Source organism: Ruegeria sp. AL1 (assembly GCF_056540905.1).
Genome location: NZ_JBQFXP010000003.1, coordinates 1 through 13,468 on the forward strand (window position 1 = coordinate 1; position 13,468 = coordinate 13,468).

At 56.8% G+C, this 13,468-nt stretch carries 11 protein-coding genes and 2 pseudogenes; 3 read left to right on the plus strand and 10 right to left on the minus strand.

Translation table 11 applies throughout. The annotated features are described in order from the left end of the window. Positions 1-56: 56 nt before the first annotated feature. The 4 genes and pseudogenes from ACRZ9X_RS05415 to ACRZ9X_RS05430 all read right to left on the minus strand — a co-directional run. Positions 57-624: pseudogene (locus tag ACRZ9X_RS05415) on the minus strand (IS6 family transposase); the annotation flags it as partial. Between the two features lie 530 nt (positions 625-1,154). Beyond that, positions 1,155-3,077 carry a DUF3604 domain-containing protein gene (locus ACRZ9X_RS05420; protein WP_480516597.1) on the minus strand — a complete coding sequence of 641 codons (1,923 nt, stop codon included), beginning with the start codon at positions 3,075-3,077 and terminating at the stop codon, positions 1,155-1,157. Between the two features lie 183 nt (positions 3,078-3,260). After that, entirely contained in the window at positions 3,261-3,968 is a 708-nt protein-coding gene (locus ACRZ9X_RS05425) for an IS6 family transposase (protein ID WP_480516599.1), read from the minus strand. A 109-nt stretch (positions 3,969-4,077) separates the two neighbouring features. Then, positions 4,078-5,085, minus strand: a complete 1,008-nt coding sequence (locus tag ACRZ9X_RS05430) for a LacI family DNA-binding transcriptional regulator (RefSeq protein ID WP_480516601.1) — start codon at positions 5,083-5,085, stop codon at positions 4,078-4,080. Between the two features lie 94 nt (positions 5,086-5,179). On the opposite strand from ACRZ9X_RS05430, the gene ACRZ9X_RS05435 reads away from it, so the two are divergent. The 3 genes from ACRZ9X_RS05435 to ACRZ9X_RS05445 all read left to right on the plus strand — a co-directional run bounded on the left by ACRZ9X_RS05435 (position 5,180) and on the right by ACRZ9X_RS05445 (position 7,943). After that, on the plus strand, positions 5,180-5,536 hold the full coding sequence (locus ACRZ9X_RS05435; protein WP_480516603.1) for a TRAP transporter small permease: 357 nt from the start codon (positions 5,180-5,182) through the stop codon (positions 5,534-5,536). Positions 5,537-5,664: 128 nt separating this feature from the next. Continuing rightward, positions 5,665-6,945, plus strand: a complete 1,281-nt coding sequence (locus ACRZ9X_RS05440; protein WP_480516605.1) for a TRAP transporter large permease — start codon at positions 5,665-5,667, stop codon at positions 6,943-6,945. Between the two features lie 17 nt (positions 6,946-6,962). Beyond that, complete coding sequence (locus tag ACRZ9X_RS05445; RefSeq protein ID WP_480516607.1) at positions 6,963-7,943, plus strand: DctP family TRAP transporter solute-binding subunit; 981 nt, start codon at positions 6,963-6,965, stop codon at positions 7,941-7,943. A 454-nt stretch (positions 7,944-8,397) separates the two neighbouring features. Here ACRZ9X_RS05445 and ACRZ9X_RS05450 read toward each other — a convergent pair. The 6 genes and pseudogenes from ACRZ9X_RS05450 to ACRZ9X_RS05475 form a co-directional block, all read right to left on the minus strand. Beyond that, positions 8,398-9,105: pseudogene (locus ACRZ9X_RS05450) on the minus strand (IS6 family transposase). A 203-nt stretch (positions 9,106-9,308) separates the two neighbouring features. Next, positions 9,309-10,004: an RraA family protein gene (locus ACRZ9X_RS05455; protein ID WP_480516609.1), complete on the minus strand. Its 696-nt coding sequence runs from the start codon at positions 10,002-10,004 to the stop codon at positions 9,309-9,311. Continuing rightward, on the minus strand, positions 10,001-10,696 hold the full coding sequence (locus ACRZ9X_RS05460) for an alpha/beta fold hydrolase (RefSeq protein ID WP_480516611.1): 696 nt from the start codon (positions 10,694-10,696) through the stop codon (positions 10,001-10,003). Before ACRZ9X_RS05460 ends, ACRZ9X_RS05455 begins: the two co-directional genes overlap by 4 nt. After that, positions 10,693-11,817 (minus strand): cobalamin-independent methionine synthase II family protein, encoded by a 1,125-nt coding sequence (locus ACRZ9X_RS05465; RefSeq protein ID WP_480516613.1) that lies wholly within the window; start codon positions 11,815-11,817, stop codon positions 10,693-10,695. Before ACRZ9X_RS05465 ends, ACRZ9X_RS05460 begins: the two co-directional genes overlap by 4 nt. 10 nt (positions 11,818-11,827) lie before the next feature. Then, positions 11,828-12,430, minus strand: a complete 603-nt coding sequence (locus tag ACRZ9X_RS05470; protein WP_480516615.1) for a class I SAM-dependent methyltransferase — start codon at positions 12,428-12,430, stop codon at positions 11,828-11,830. Further along, positions 12,427-13,386 (minus strand): cupin domain-containing protein, encoded by a 960-nt coding sequence (locus ACRZ9X_RS05475; RefSeq protein ID WP_480516617.1) that lies wholly within the window; start codon positions 13,384-13,386, stop codon positions 12,427-12,429. Before ACRZ9X_RS05475 ends, ACRZ9X_RS05470 begins: the two co-directional genes overlap by 4 nt. Positions 13,387-13,468: the final 82 nt, after the last annotated feature.

Sequence of the window (13,468 nt, forward strand, 5' to 3'; positions counted from 1 at the left end):
TATTCCGCAGATGAGAAGATCAGGATCGTGCTGGACGGCCTAAAAGGCGAGGACAGCATTGCAGAGCTGTGCCGTCGTGAGGGCATCGCGCGTTCACGCCGTCGGAAAGGAAGGTGCGAATTCTCGACGCCGTTATTTAGCCACCTGCCCGTCTGTTGTTTTTCGAGCGCACTCATTTCTCTGAACGCAGCCTTGTAATAAGCGAAGCGATCTGTGACGATCTCTTCGGCGCAACCGTGACGCTTCATCAATTTCTTGAGGAATCTCAATGCCGCCTGCTTGTTTCGGCGTTTGGTAACGATTGCTTCCAACACTTCGCCCTCATGATCGATGGCCCGCCAGGTAGTGTCTCTTCACGAAAACCTCGTCCAAGTGCCAGTTCCATTTGGAGAACGCGCGCAACTGCTGAATACGCTTCCGTCTGATCTCAGCAGCAAACATCGGGGCAACCCTGTTCCACCAATACCAGACAGTTTCGTGGCTCACGTCGATGCCTCGCTCGTGCAGCAGATCTTCGACATTCCGAAGCGAAAGTGGGAAACTGACGTACAGCATCACCGCCACGCGGATGATCTCGGGGCTGGTTTTGAAGTACTTGAATGAGGCAGATTTGCTCGTGGGCAAAAGCTACGAAAGCCCCCTGCCCATCTCAACTCAAGTTCTTCTGACAAGGCCGACGTGGCGATTGCTTCTGTCAGAAAGCCCATTTTCTGGCTTAGCCGAGACATGATCACGGTATCTCCGCGATCCAGGTCAAGTTTTCATGCTTCTCTGACCAGAATCTCCTCACGAATTGAAGCATTAACCAAGGCTTCTAGCTCAGCATTGCTTGGCCGACGTTTCCACCTAGCTTCAAACTGGTCTGCCAAACTCGCGACCGCGTCATCGTCTATCGTGATGAATTCGGAATTTTCGACCGCCTCGGTCTCCGGCGCAACAATGTGGAACCAAATGAAAATAGCCGCCCCAATCAAAAAAGAAATGGAACAGCGGTTCGTTCAGATTCTTCGTAAGGGCTCCTGCAAAACCCGAGCTTGCGCTCTCATTTCAATTGTTTTTTGCAAAGGATCCCACACCACGCAATCTTCACACCTATAGTGACTGCCCCGAGGTTAGTTCACCGTCTCGCTGTCCAAGTCCATGCCAAAATCATGTTACTCTGCGGGGGTGTACCAAATCGGGGAGGAATACGCGCGCTCCTGATGCGTTAGAACAGCATCTTGGGGCAACTCTGCGCCGAACCTCAGCTTGTCATAAAGAACCCAACGAGGAGTTGGGATTTCGATTGCCCGAACGTAGTAAAACGCCCTTGCGTTGGGGTCGAAATCCGGATCGGACCAAACCTTCACCAACTCGGCGGTGCCGATTGTGTTGGTCCAACTTGCCGTCTCCAGGTCCACGGTGTTTCCAACCGCGGGAACCTTGCCGTTTTCATCAGCCACGCGATCATCTGACCACGCGACATCGTAAACTTTTTCCCGCAAACCACCGTCCGGGTCGAGCCATCCCTTCACAACCTGAACGCGGTCGAGATTTGCACCAACCGGGTCGCGCAAGGCAGCAATCAGGAAGGACGGTGCCCCATCACCTTCGCGAGGGCGCAAATCCGACCCCATGGGAACACCCTTGGTATAGCCAACATCTGCAAGGAACCGGGTCTCTACGTCCGTATCGCTAAAGTCCCAGCCGCCAAAGAATCTCAACCCGATCCGAGGTCCGGTTGTCGCGTAGGTTTCGCGCCGCTTGAATGCATCGAAGATCGCCGCGCGCGTGTTCTCGGTCGCCCAAACGGCTGTGTACCCCGACGCGACCAGAAGATCGCCGGGTATTTCACCAAGATCGTTGGCGATGAATGGGTGCTTGATACGAGAGGCCGATGGCTCAACGCTGACCGACTTGCCAAAAAAGTTGTCCTCTTCGGCCGTCGCCAGTGATGTATGGCTGTCCGTAGCACCGCCCATGCCGAATTTGTAGGGGTTCACGCCGAACTTTTCTTCCAGCATCAAACCGCGCTTCAGCGCTTCTCGGGCATATTCTCCGGCCAACATATCCTCTGTCTTAAGCTCGGTGATATCGAGATTGCCGACGTCCCAGTTTTCATAGTCTGCAAACTCATCATCCGGGCTCAGGAACGGGTGCGCTTCGCCGTCACCCTTGATCTGCGTGACTTCATAATGCGGCTCCCATTTTGCACGAGCCGCCACGTATTCTTCGTCGACCTTACCGCCGTGGTATGTGTCTTCGGTCGGAAACATCCATCCATTTGACAAGTTTCCGTTATGGGCAAAGGCAACAGCACGACCCCCGGTCTTCTCCTGATATTCTTCCAGCCAGGCATAGAGCGATTTTGGATCTGTGTCGCCGTATGGCGGTTGCGTGACCGGGGGGACCATCTGGAGCGCTCTGATCGGCCCGTCCCGCAACATAACGTTCCGGTGTAGGTTGAACCCCTTCGGGACAGAGGTCCACTCGAACCCTATAAAGGCCGTAAAACTCCCAGGGTCGTTGTGCCGCTCTGCCGCGAGCACAATGTGTTCCCAGGTAAACGCAAAGGCGTCGGCACCAGGGCTGTAAGACTCAAGCAGGATTTCCGGCAGGGTCATTTGAGAGAAATTTGTAATGATATCAAAGGCGGTCTTCCCGGCTTCTTCACCGCCAGCTTTATACCCTTCGTACCACTCCAGACCTTTTGGGTCGGAAATAACGCCCGGCTTGCCGGCTTGCAGATCCGGAGCGAACCCCATCAGATCAGTGTGATCCGTCAAGACCATCCAGTCCAATGGTCGCCCTAGTCTGACGGGTTGGCCTGTCGAGGAGATGACCTGTTCACCCTTTGCAAAGCGCCATGCATCGTCCGGCAGCAACGTGTTTCCAAAAGCGCCGGCGTCCAGAGAAAGCCCCGTGTGAAGATGGGTATCACCCCATAACGGCCGCTCTGGGAAACTGCGTTGTGCATATGGGGAGTAGGGTTGTTCCAGGAACAAGCCTTCAGCTGCCTCTTCGCTTGGCACGGCATCTGAAAAAGCAGAAGCTGGCGCAATCACCAGCGAGAAAATAAGGGTGGAAACCCGGTACATATTGACCTCCCATATCAACAATACAGTTCGAAACAAGCTCTTGTCGGCTCATTAATATTCGATTTTCTTTATATCATAATGCGTCGACTTCGGTAAAAAGTTTTTTCCGACGATGTTCATTAAGCCATCGGTTGCTGCCCGACGAATTCCAACCAATCTCCACAAGGACAGAATGGCCGCCCCTTATGCCTCGCAGAGACCACGCCACTCAGAGACAGCAGCAGCCCGATTCATCTTGAAGTCGGATCTGGAAGAGAAGCTGCGTTCCGAAGTGAAAAGGTTGGAGATCGAGGCTTGAACTGCGGCGAATTTCTGTAAACTTCGCATGCGCCTAAAACGGAGCATGGCGCGTTCGCGTCGTCGGAACGGCTGGTGCGAATTCTCGACACGGTTGTTGAGCCACCTGCCCGTCCTTTGGTTTTCGAGAGCACCCATTTCTCTGAGCGCAGCCTTGTAGGATGCGAAGCGATCTGTGACGATCTCTTCGGCGTAACCGCGCCGCTTCATCAATTTCTTGAGGAATTTCAGTGCTGCAGCTTTGTTTCGACGCTTCGTGACGACGGCCTCAAGCACTTCATCTTCGTGATCGACGGCACGCCAGAGATAGTGGCGTTTACCATTCACCTTCACAAAAACATCGTCAACGTGCCGCCTGGATTTTGAAAAGGCTCGGAGTTGCTGAACCCGTTTTCTTCGGATCTCTGATGCAAACATCGGGCCAAACCTGTTCCGCCAGCATCGGACAGCTTCATGGCTCCCGTCGATGTCGCGCTCGTTCAACAAATCTTCGACATTCCGAAGCGAGAGCGGGAAGCGGATGTAAAGCATCACCGCAAAGCGGATGATCGCGGGACTGGTTTTGAAGTATTTGAAAGAGGCAGGTTTGGTCATGGGCAAAAGCTTCGCAACTGTCCTGCGCCGCTCAAACCAGGTTCTTCTGACAAGACCCCTCGACCAGCCTTTATGCCATCACCCTGAACAGGTCCGGCGTGCAAATGCCTTAAGTGGTCATTCCCACGACCAGCTTGTCGGGCACCAGATCAACAGGGTTTTGCAGCGCCTCCCGATCCACAATCAGCTTCGCGGCACAGCGTCCGATTTCACGCCGGTCCACATCCTGCGTGGTCAGGTTGGTCCTGACCGCGTAATCCCGCGAGGTTCCGTTGAACCCGGCAACGGCCACATCCTCAGGGATCCGATAATCCTGCGCGTACAAGTAGGACAGGCATCCGGCAGCCATGGAATCGTTTAGGCAATAGATCGCGTCCAAGGGACGTTTGCGATCCAGCAAACGTTGAGCCAGAACCTGCCCGGTCTCGCGTGTTCTCGGTAAATCTGGATTGATCTCTTGGTGCAGCGATAGACCGGCCTGCGCCAGAACGTCTCTGAATCCGTCCAGTCGCTGGCCAGCACAGAGATCGACATCAAGCTGAGCGCCGATATAGGCCACATTGCGGAATCCGCGCTCGATAAAGTGCCGGGCGATGGTGACTCCGGCCCCTTGATGAGACAGGCCAACCGCCGCATCCCCGTCTGTGTCGTCCGCATCCCAGATCTGAATCAGCGGGCAGGTGCGTTTGGCCAACAACTGCCGGGTCTTGTCCAGACGCGCCAACCCGCTGCTGGCAATCAGCCCCGACGGGCGCAGCGACAGCATCATGCGCACCAGCGAAAGCTCGATCTCGGGGTCGAACAACGTCTCGCCGATCAGGGTCTGCAACCCATGGGGGCGCACCACGTCGTTGACGCCGCTCAGAACCGCCGAGAATACAAAATCCGACGTCGACGGGATGATCACGCCGATGAACGGAGATTTCTTGGAACTCAAGGCACTTGCAAAAGTGTTGGGCACATATCCCAGCGTGTCGCAGGCGCTGAGGATGCGTTCACGGGTCTTGCTGGAAATGCTGCCGGTGCCGCGCAGAACCTTGGACACTGTCATGCGGCTGACCCCGGCCTTTTCGGCAACGTCGGCCAAAGTGACCTCTGCGATTTTGTTGTCGTTCACGGCGTTTCTCACTTTCGACGCTGTTATGCACTGACAAGTGTTACGTCGCCATTAGGTTATCGTTAACCTTACCTTCGAACAAGGGGGGGGGGGGATGCCCGGAACAAAGTTCAAAAAGACTGTCGACCGGCTGTTTCAGCGGCTTGATGTGGTCATCGTCGTGCTAATGGCAGCCATGATCGGGCTGGTTTTCGTGAATGTGGTGATGCGCTATGGCTTTTCGACCGGGTTTCGCGAATCCATCGAACTGTCCCGGCTTGGATTTGTCTGGATCGTGATGCTGGGCGCGGTCATTGTGCTGCGCCGGGATCAGCATCTGGCCATTACCGAAATCGCGCAGGCGCTTTTCCCCCGCGCCGTACCCTGGCTGGACAAGATCAAATGGAGCGTTGTGCTGGTGTCCGTGGCATTGCTGTGCTGGGGCGCGCAACAGCAGACCGTGGCGAACTAGAACAACATCTCGCAACTGACCGGGCTGCCCAAGGGAATCCTTTACCTACCCGGCGCAATCGCCGGTGCCATGATGTTCTGCATTGCACTGTCGCGCCTGATTTGGCCGCAAAGACATGAGCCCGACGCATGACGCTTGCACTGTTTCTCGGGATTCTGCTGATCGGGATCGCCATCGGCATTCCGGTCGCATTTTCGCTGCTGTTGGCGTCCATGGCCCTGATGCTGCAACTGGACTTGTTCAGCGCCAATGTCATGGCCCTGTCGATGATCAACGGGGTCAACAGCTTTCCGTTGCTGGCGATCCCGTTCTTTCTGGTGGCAGGCGAAACCATGTCATCGGGCGGGTTGGCAAAACGGATCGTCAGGCTGGCCAGCGCCCTTGTCGGGCACCGGCGCGGCGGGCTGGGATATGTGGCGATCTTCACCTCGGTTCTGCTGGCGGGGCTGTCGGGCTCTGCCGTCGCCGATGCCGCAGCGTTGTCCAGTATGCTGTTTCCGATGATGGCCAAGGCGAATTACCCGCGTGGCCGGACGGCGGGCCTGCTGGCATCGGGCGGGATCATCGCTCCGGTCATCCCGCCATCGCTGCCGTTGATCCTGATCGGCGTCGCGGGAAACATCTCGATCGCAAAACTCTTTATCGGCGGCATTGTTCCCGGCCTGATGATGGGGGCCACGCTGGTTCTGGTCTGGAACTTTCTGGTACGCGGCGAAGACCTGGAAGTGTTCGAACCGGCACCGCGATCGGAAAAGCTGCTGGCTTTGCGGGATGCAGGTTGGGCACTGCTGTTGCCGGTCATCATCATCGGCGGCATCCGGTTCGGGATTTTCACGCCAACCGAGGCGGCCGTGGTCGCCGCTGTCTATGCGTTGGCCGTCACCACCTTCATCTACCGCGAGATGACCTGGCGCCTGCTCTACGACATCCTGCTGAGCGCCGGCCGGTCCACCGCCATGGTCATGTTCCTTGTGGGATGTGCCATGGTCGCCGCCTGGTTGATCACCATCGCCCAGCTGCCCCAACAACTGGCGGCCATGCTGGGACCGCTGGTCGACAACCCGCGCCTGCTGATGGCGACAATCATGCTGATCGTCTTTGTGGTGGGTATGTTCATGGATCTGGGGCCATCGGTCCTGATCCTTGCACCGCTGTTCATGCCGGTCATCAAAGCCGCCGGGATCGACCCGGTTTATTTCGGCCTGATGTTCGTCATCAACGCCTCGATCGGTCTGATCACGCCGCCGGTCGGCAATGTACTGAACGTGGTCTGCGGCGTCTCGAAAACACCGATGACCGAGGCGGTAAAAGGCGTCTGGCCGTTTGTTCTGGCCTATGTCGTGTTGTTGGCGCTGTTCGTCATTTTTCCGCAGATCATCATCTACCCCATGAAACTTCTCATCGGCTAACTTAGGGAGGAAACTAAATGTCGTTGAAAATCAAATCGCTCGTGACAGCCGCGGTGTTGGCCGTTTCGGCCTCTGCCGCAGATGCTGAAACCCGGTTGAAATTCGGACACCCCGCGCCGGACACCGATCTGACCCACAAGATGGCGGTCATGTTCGCCGACAAGGTCAAGGAGGGCACCGGTGGAGAGGTCGTCATCGACGTCTTCCCCAACGGCCAGTTGGGGACAGATGATCAGCTGATCGACGGCGTGCGGTCGGGCGTCATCCATTTCACGCTGTCAGGTCTGAACAACTTTACCGGCATGGTTCCCGAAGCCGGGGCCTTTACCCTGCCCTTCATGTTCCCCGATCGCGACAAGGCTTATGCCGTGCTGGACGGCCCCGTGGGTCAGGGCGTGCTGGCCGATCTTGAAGAGTTCGGACTGAAAGGTCTGGGTTTCCCCGAGAACGGGTATCGCAATATCTCGACCAACAAGGGGCCGGTGCGCGCGCCTGCCGATCTGTCCGGTGTCGTCATGCGGGTGAACAACTCCAAGGCGCTGAACGACCTGTTTGAGACATTGGACGCCAACCCCCAGCAGATCCCGGTTGCCGAACTTTATACCGCTCTGGAAACCGGCGTCGTCAATGCGCAGGATCATCCGATCTGGGTGGTTGAGGCGTTCAAGTTCTACGAGGTTCAGAAATACCTGAGCCTGTCGCAGCACGCCTATTCCGCTCTGGTTCTGGCCATGAACGCGGATACGTTCAACGGCCTGACGGACGAGCAAAAAGCCGTCATCGAGGCCGCCGCTGCCGAGGCGGTGGCCTTCCAGCGCAAAGGCAACCGCGACAAGGAAGAACAAACGATTGAATGGCTAACCACCGAAGGCGGCATGGAAATCAACCGCGACGTCGACGGAGCAGCTTTTCAGGAAGCAGCCAAGCCGGTGTGGGCAACATTCATCGAGGAAAACGGCGACACTCTGATCAACGAAATCCTCGAAGCGCAGAAGTAACTTAGAAAAACCGCGCTCTGTCCCATAGATCTTTGGGGCAGAGCCTTCCGAGAAAACTTGCGCTACGTCGCTGTCACCTGCAGGAAATCAGCAGGAATAGATAGCCAGCAATCTACGCGCCACGTTTTAACAGTTGACCAAAGTGTCGAGGACGTTCGAGAGGCAAAACGCCTCGACGCGTTCAGAACTTTTCAACATGTAAAACAGGCCCTTGCGCAAGAGGTCATTCCGGAACTGCTGCTGACGCGCCACCGGTTTCGGACATGTTTCCGACCTCTTTTGCGGCCCCGTATGGCGTTCGAAGGGCGGGTCCAGACTAAAGCTACGTGCTCACAGGCACATTTCGTACACTTGTTTCCCGATCCCGTCTCACGTCCATTACGCCAAACGGATGTGTCGCAGGTGCGGTCAGACGAATTCGAACCAGTCTCAGTTTGCCGCAGAAACCGCGAACCTATCCGGAACAAATTTGACGCCACTCGGCAAGAGCGGCGGCGCGGGTCAGCTTGAAGGTGTCTCGACTGGCTAACGATCTTTCCTGGTTGAAGTGGTTGCAAACGGAGGAATGGACAGAGGCGAATTTCTGTAAACTTCGCATGCGCCTGAACCGCTGCATCGCGCGTTCTCTTCGGCGGAACGGCAGGTGAGAGTTCTCAACTCGGTTGTTGAGCTATCTGCCCGTCAATTGTTTTTCCGTATCACCAAGCTCTCTGAGAGCGGCCCGATACGATGCGAAGCGAGCCGTGACGACAGTTTCCGTTTTACCATGTCGTTTCATCAACTTCTTGAGGAATTTCAGTGCGGCGTGCTTGTTTCGGCGTTTGGTCACGACTGCTTCGAGCACCTCGCCTTCATGATCGACAGCGCGCCACAGATAGTGCCGCTTACCGTTCACCTTCACAAAGACCTCGTCGATGTGCCACTTCCATTTTGAGTATGCTCGCAATTGCTGAGCACGCTTTCGTTTGATCTCGGAGGCAAACAACGGGCCGAACCTGTTCCACCAATAACGGACGGTTTCGTGGCTCAACTCAATTCCCCGTTCGTGCAAAAGATCTTCCACGTTTCGAAGCGAAAGCGGAAACCGAATATACAACATCACAGCGAGGCGGAAAATCTCCGGACTGGTTTTGAAATACTTGAAGGCGGCCGGTTTGGTCATTCCCAGACGCTATGAAACCGCCCTGCCCCGCTCAAGCAAAGTTCTTCTGACAAGACCCGCCAGTAAGCTCAGGTATTGTTCAGAACCACTCTTTAACTACCGTGAAGGATCTCGGCAATTCTCTTCACCTTACCTGATGCGGCTGGTTTAAGTTCCTGCTATCTTTTTACTTTGCATGCGATCCTTTCATGTGCCGCTTGCCATCAGACTCTCGCCTTTTCGAACGCAGCCCATGCGGTCTCAAAGGTTTCGAAATCAAACCCGGATTGGCGTGCAGCATCCAGAACGATACGCTCTGTCACCAGCAGCTTTCGGATTGCCGCTTCCAAATGCACAATGACATCCTCTGGTATTACCAGTGCTCCATGACGGTCAGCGTGTACCAAATCACCTGGGCTTACAGTTAGGCCAAACACGGAAACCCGTGTATCAATCTCGCGTATGTGGACGAAACCATGGCTCGGGCCTATGGAACCGGCGACCACCGGAAACCCATCGGGTAAGTCCCCAAGATCGCGCATCACGCCATTGGTGACGACCCCCAACATACCGAACCCTTTGTGGACCGACGTGTTGATCTCACCCCAATAGGCGCCGATACAGTCCGGGTAATCTACATCCTCAATCACGGCCACAGATGGCTCTGGGGCCTCGGCCATATACTTGTAGTAGGCCATGCGGCGCGCCCGGATCACATCCGCTGGCTCGGTTGGCGGGTTAAGGGCGGCGATCTTGGCGGTGCGTGCATAGCCTACAATTGCTGGCTCATCAGGGGCAGAGCATTGCATGGTTCCCCGGGTGAACTGATCAAAGCCTCGTTTGCCCTGCGCCACTTCGATGGCGTTGCAGACGGTGGGGGTGTCGACCTTGCGAAGCAGGGATAGAAGCGACGGGGTCATGTGTCCTCCAGCCAGCGGATCAGGGCCGCTGTGGTTTCTTGTGGTTGTTCCAGTGTGGGCAGGTGTCCTGCGTCTTCAATGATCGTCAGCACGCTGTCTGGCAGAAGATCGTGCATAAGCTGGTGGCGTTCGACAGGGCAAAGACCGTCGGCACGCCCGCACAGAACCAGCGTTTTGCCGGTATAGGCCGAAAGGGTCGCTTGTTGGTCGGGACGATCCATGAGCGCTTGCGACTGACGAAGAAAGACGTCCGGTCCCAGATCTGTGGCCATCGCCATGCACAGATCCAGAATAGCGCCCTGTCGCGGACCATCCGCCAGATAGTTGGGCTTCATCTCATCACGCATCACCTGCCGCAAGCGCCCGTTGCGCACGGCGGCCATCTGCGGCACACGGCGCGCCTTGACCTCGGACGCTTCTGCCAGCGGGTTGGTATCCAGCAAAGCAAGCCGTTCGACCCGATCCGGGGCTTGACGCAGCACTTCCATCGCAACAATTCCACCCATCGACAGCCCCGCCAAAGCGAAGCGAGGCGGTGTATTGTTCACAATCTCGGCGGCCATGTCCCCAACGCTGTCCTGCTGGCTTAGCGGAAAGCTCATCAACGGCACTCTGTTTGAAAATGTGTCGATCTGCGGACCAAAGAGGCGCGCATCGCACATCATGCCGGGCAACAGGATTAAGGGCGTCATGACGCCGCCAGCTTTGCCCCGGCCGACAGCGCCGCCAATTTGGCATAGGCAATCTGCGGATCAACCGCCCCGAAGCCCGCGAAGGTGCCAAAACCGCAATCGCTGCCTGCAATCACCCGATCCGCCCCGACAATGCCCGAGAACCGGTCGATGCGCTGCGCCACAAGCTCGGGGTGTTCGATGAAGTTGGTGGTGGTGTCGACAACGCCGGGGACCAGCACCTTGTCATCGGGTATCTCGCCTTTTCGGTCGCGGAACACGGTCCACTCATGAGCGTGTCGTGGGTTCGAGGTTTCAAACAGCACATAGCGCGACTTGGTCGCCATCAGGGTCGAAAACACCTTGTCCATCGCAATGTCACAACAATGCGGGCCTTCGTAATTGCCCCAGCAGATATGCACGCGCACACGGTCCTGCGGGACGTTCTGCAGCGCATGATTCAGGGCCTCGACATGCATATTGGCAATCTTCACGAACGCGTCATCCGACAGATCGGTGAACAGCATATGCCGTGACAGGGCCAGATCGGGGCAATCCAGTTGCAGGTCCAGACCTGCGGCCACGATTGTTTCGTATTCCTCTTTCATGGCATCGGCCAACGCGGCCAGATACGCCTCGCGTGTTGGGTAGTGGTCATTCTGCAGAAACAGCGAAATCACGCCCGGCGACGCGGCATTCATGAAGCCTCGGTCGATCCCGTGCTGGGACATCGCCGCCTTGAGGTTGGCGATGTCCTTCTGCAACTCGCCCTGTCCTTTCGAACGCACCTCGCCGGTGCACATGGGCCTTGCATATTGCGGGGTGCCGCCATCATCGGCCAGACGCTGCAAAAAGCTGGGAAACATCTTCAGATCCGCAGGTGCATTGCGCGGGCTGTCGCCGGAAAAACCAGTATAGCGGTCTTTGACATAAGTAGCGTAGGAAATCTTCGAGGTTTCGCCATCGCTGACGATATCCACCCCTGCTTCGACCTGCTTGCGCACCGTCTCGGACACCGCTTCGGTCATGCAGGCATCAAAACCTGCCGCATCATAGGGTTTACCGTTTTCGCGGGCAAAGATGTAATCCACCACGTCCTGCGAGCGGGGCAGAGATCCAACATGCGTGGTCTTTACGGTCATCGGGACCTCCTCAGATTTTGCGAGCCATCAGGATTGTGTGGCTTTGGGTTTCAGGGTCTTCGGCCAGAAACCCGGTCAATTGCAGCTCGTTCTTTTCAAGGCACGTGGCGTAGCCCGCGGGCGAGAGCGACGCGTGATAGACAGGTTCCGATCCAACGGTTCCACTGACCTCCCCCGCGCGGGGACCGACGGTCAGCATCAGCATTCCACCGGGTCGCAAATGACGGGACATACGGGCGATACAATCCCTTTGCTCGTCGGCTGTCAGATGGAAAAAGCTGTTCCATGCGATGATGCCGTCGAAGGTCTGATCCAGTTCGAAATCGCGCATATCGCCATGACGCCAATCCCCGTCGGGCCAGCGGGTCCGGGCAATGGCCAACATCGCCTCAGAGAAATCGACACCCGTGACGTCAAACCCTTCGGCTCTGAACCACCGCGCAATGGGATCACCCGTGCCGCAACCCAGATCCAGAACGTGATCGCCAGGCTTCAGACTCGCGGTAAAGCGCGCCAGCCAGCGCGCCTCGAACAAGGCCTTTGAGCGGCGCTTGTCATATTCGCTCGCCTGCCTTTCGTAAATGGCATGGGTGTCGTTTGGGTCTGCGGTCATCCTGTCCAGGTCGCTCCGGCGGGGTCATCGGTTGCGGTGATCCGGTACAGTCCCGCCTGCCCGGTCATCGACGGTTCAACGCTATAGCGTTCTCCCGGAAGAACCAATGCCGTGTCCCCGGCGGACAAGGTAGTTTCAAATCCATCAACAGATATACGCCAATGACCACTGGCGGGCATCAGAACCACCGGTTTTTCCACCGCCACCGGATCAGTCACGCTTGAGCCACGCCCAAGGAAATCAACCTCGAACCCCGGCTTGTCTTTGATCAGCGCATCCTCTCCGATCACCTTCGCCGGTTTGTGGGCCGACAGCGCCATCAAGTCCCAGTAACGGGCAACGTATTCACCCACCACATCCTCGACCGGAACCTCAGGATAGGCTTTCAGTTCCTCCTCGGTCAGCAGAGGCATCGGTCGTACATTGTGGGGCAGTTCCTGACCCTTCTTGCTGTCGTAAAGCACACCATTGTCGCCCAGCATCAACCCATGCGCCTGCGCGTCTTCGATGACCTGCGGGGCCCATGTCACACCGCCACCTGCATCGTCTCCGCCCAGAATCGACATGATCATGCCGTAGTCCTGACCGACATTCTCGAACCCGCGGAAGATACCGGTGGGAATGTTGAAGATATCGCCTTCCTCGGCAATGAACTCACCCGCAGTGCCATAACGGCCCCAGAAGAACCGCCAGCGGCCCTTGGCGACAAAGAACACCTCGGCCGTGGTGTGACTGTGCAGAGAGTTCCGGCATTTCGGCGGCTGGCCCGCAGCGCCGATGTTAAAGCCGATCTTGTCGGTGATATGGACGTGTTGGTCAGGACTTTCAGACACGCCGCCGCCGATGATGGTGAAGTTTTCCTTCTGATCGCTGCCCGGTGTGTGGGCATCGATAAAGGCGGTTTTGCAGGGCTGCAGTTCGCCGTAGCGGACGATGCGTTGTTGGATGGTGCTCATGAGGGTCTCCGTTGTTTGAGTTGGTACAAAGGGGTCAGGAACCCCTTGCGCCCGGAGGTCGGTTGTTCAGTCGCCTAGCCCG

Bases quoted from the DNA above. Each gene is read 5' to 3' on its own strand.
- ACRZ9X_RS05420 (WP_480516597.1), bottom strand. From the start codon at position 3,077: ATGTACCGGGTTTCCACCCTTATTTTCTCGCTGGTGATTGCGCCAGCT.
- ACRZ9X_RS05425 (WP_480516599.1), bottom strand. From the start codon at position 3,968: ATGACCAAACCTGCCTCTTTCAAATACTTCAAAACCAGTCCCGCGATC.
- ACRZ9X_RS05435 (WP_480516603.1), top strand. From the start codon at position 5,180: ATGCCCGGAACAAAGTTCAAAAAGACTGTCGACCGGCTGTTTCAGCGG.
- ACRZ9X_RS05440 (WP_480516605.1), top strand. From the start codon at position 5,665: ATGACGCTTGCACTGTTTCTCGGGATTCTGCTGATCGGGATCGCCATC.
- ACRZ9X_RS05445 (WP_480516607.1), top strand. From the start codon at position 6,963: ATGTCGTTGAAAATCAAATCGCTCGTGACAGCCGCGGTGTTGGCCGTT.
- ACRZ9X_RS05455 (WP_480516609.1), bottom strand. From the start codon at position 10,004: ATGACCCCGTCGCTTCTATCCCTGCTTCGCAAGGTCGACACCCCCACC.
- ACRZ9X_RS05460 (WP_480516611.1), bottom strand. From the start codon at position 10,696: ATGACGCCCTTAATCCTGTTGCCCGGCATGATGTGCGATGCGCGCCTC.
- ACRZ9X_RS05465 (WP_480516613.1), bottom strand. From the start codon at position 11,817: ATGACCGTAAAGACCACGCATGTTGGATCTCTGCCCCGCTCGCAGGAC.
- ACRZ9X_RS05470 (WP_480516615.1), bottom strand. From the start codon at position 12,430: ATGACCGCAGACCCAAACGACACCCATGCCATTTACGAAAGGCAGGCG.
- ACRZ9X_RS05475 (WP_480516617.1), bottom strand. From the start codon at position 13,386: ATGAGCACCATCCAACAACGCATCGTCCGCTACGGCGAACTGCAGCCC.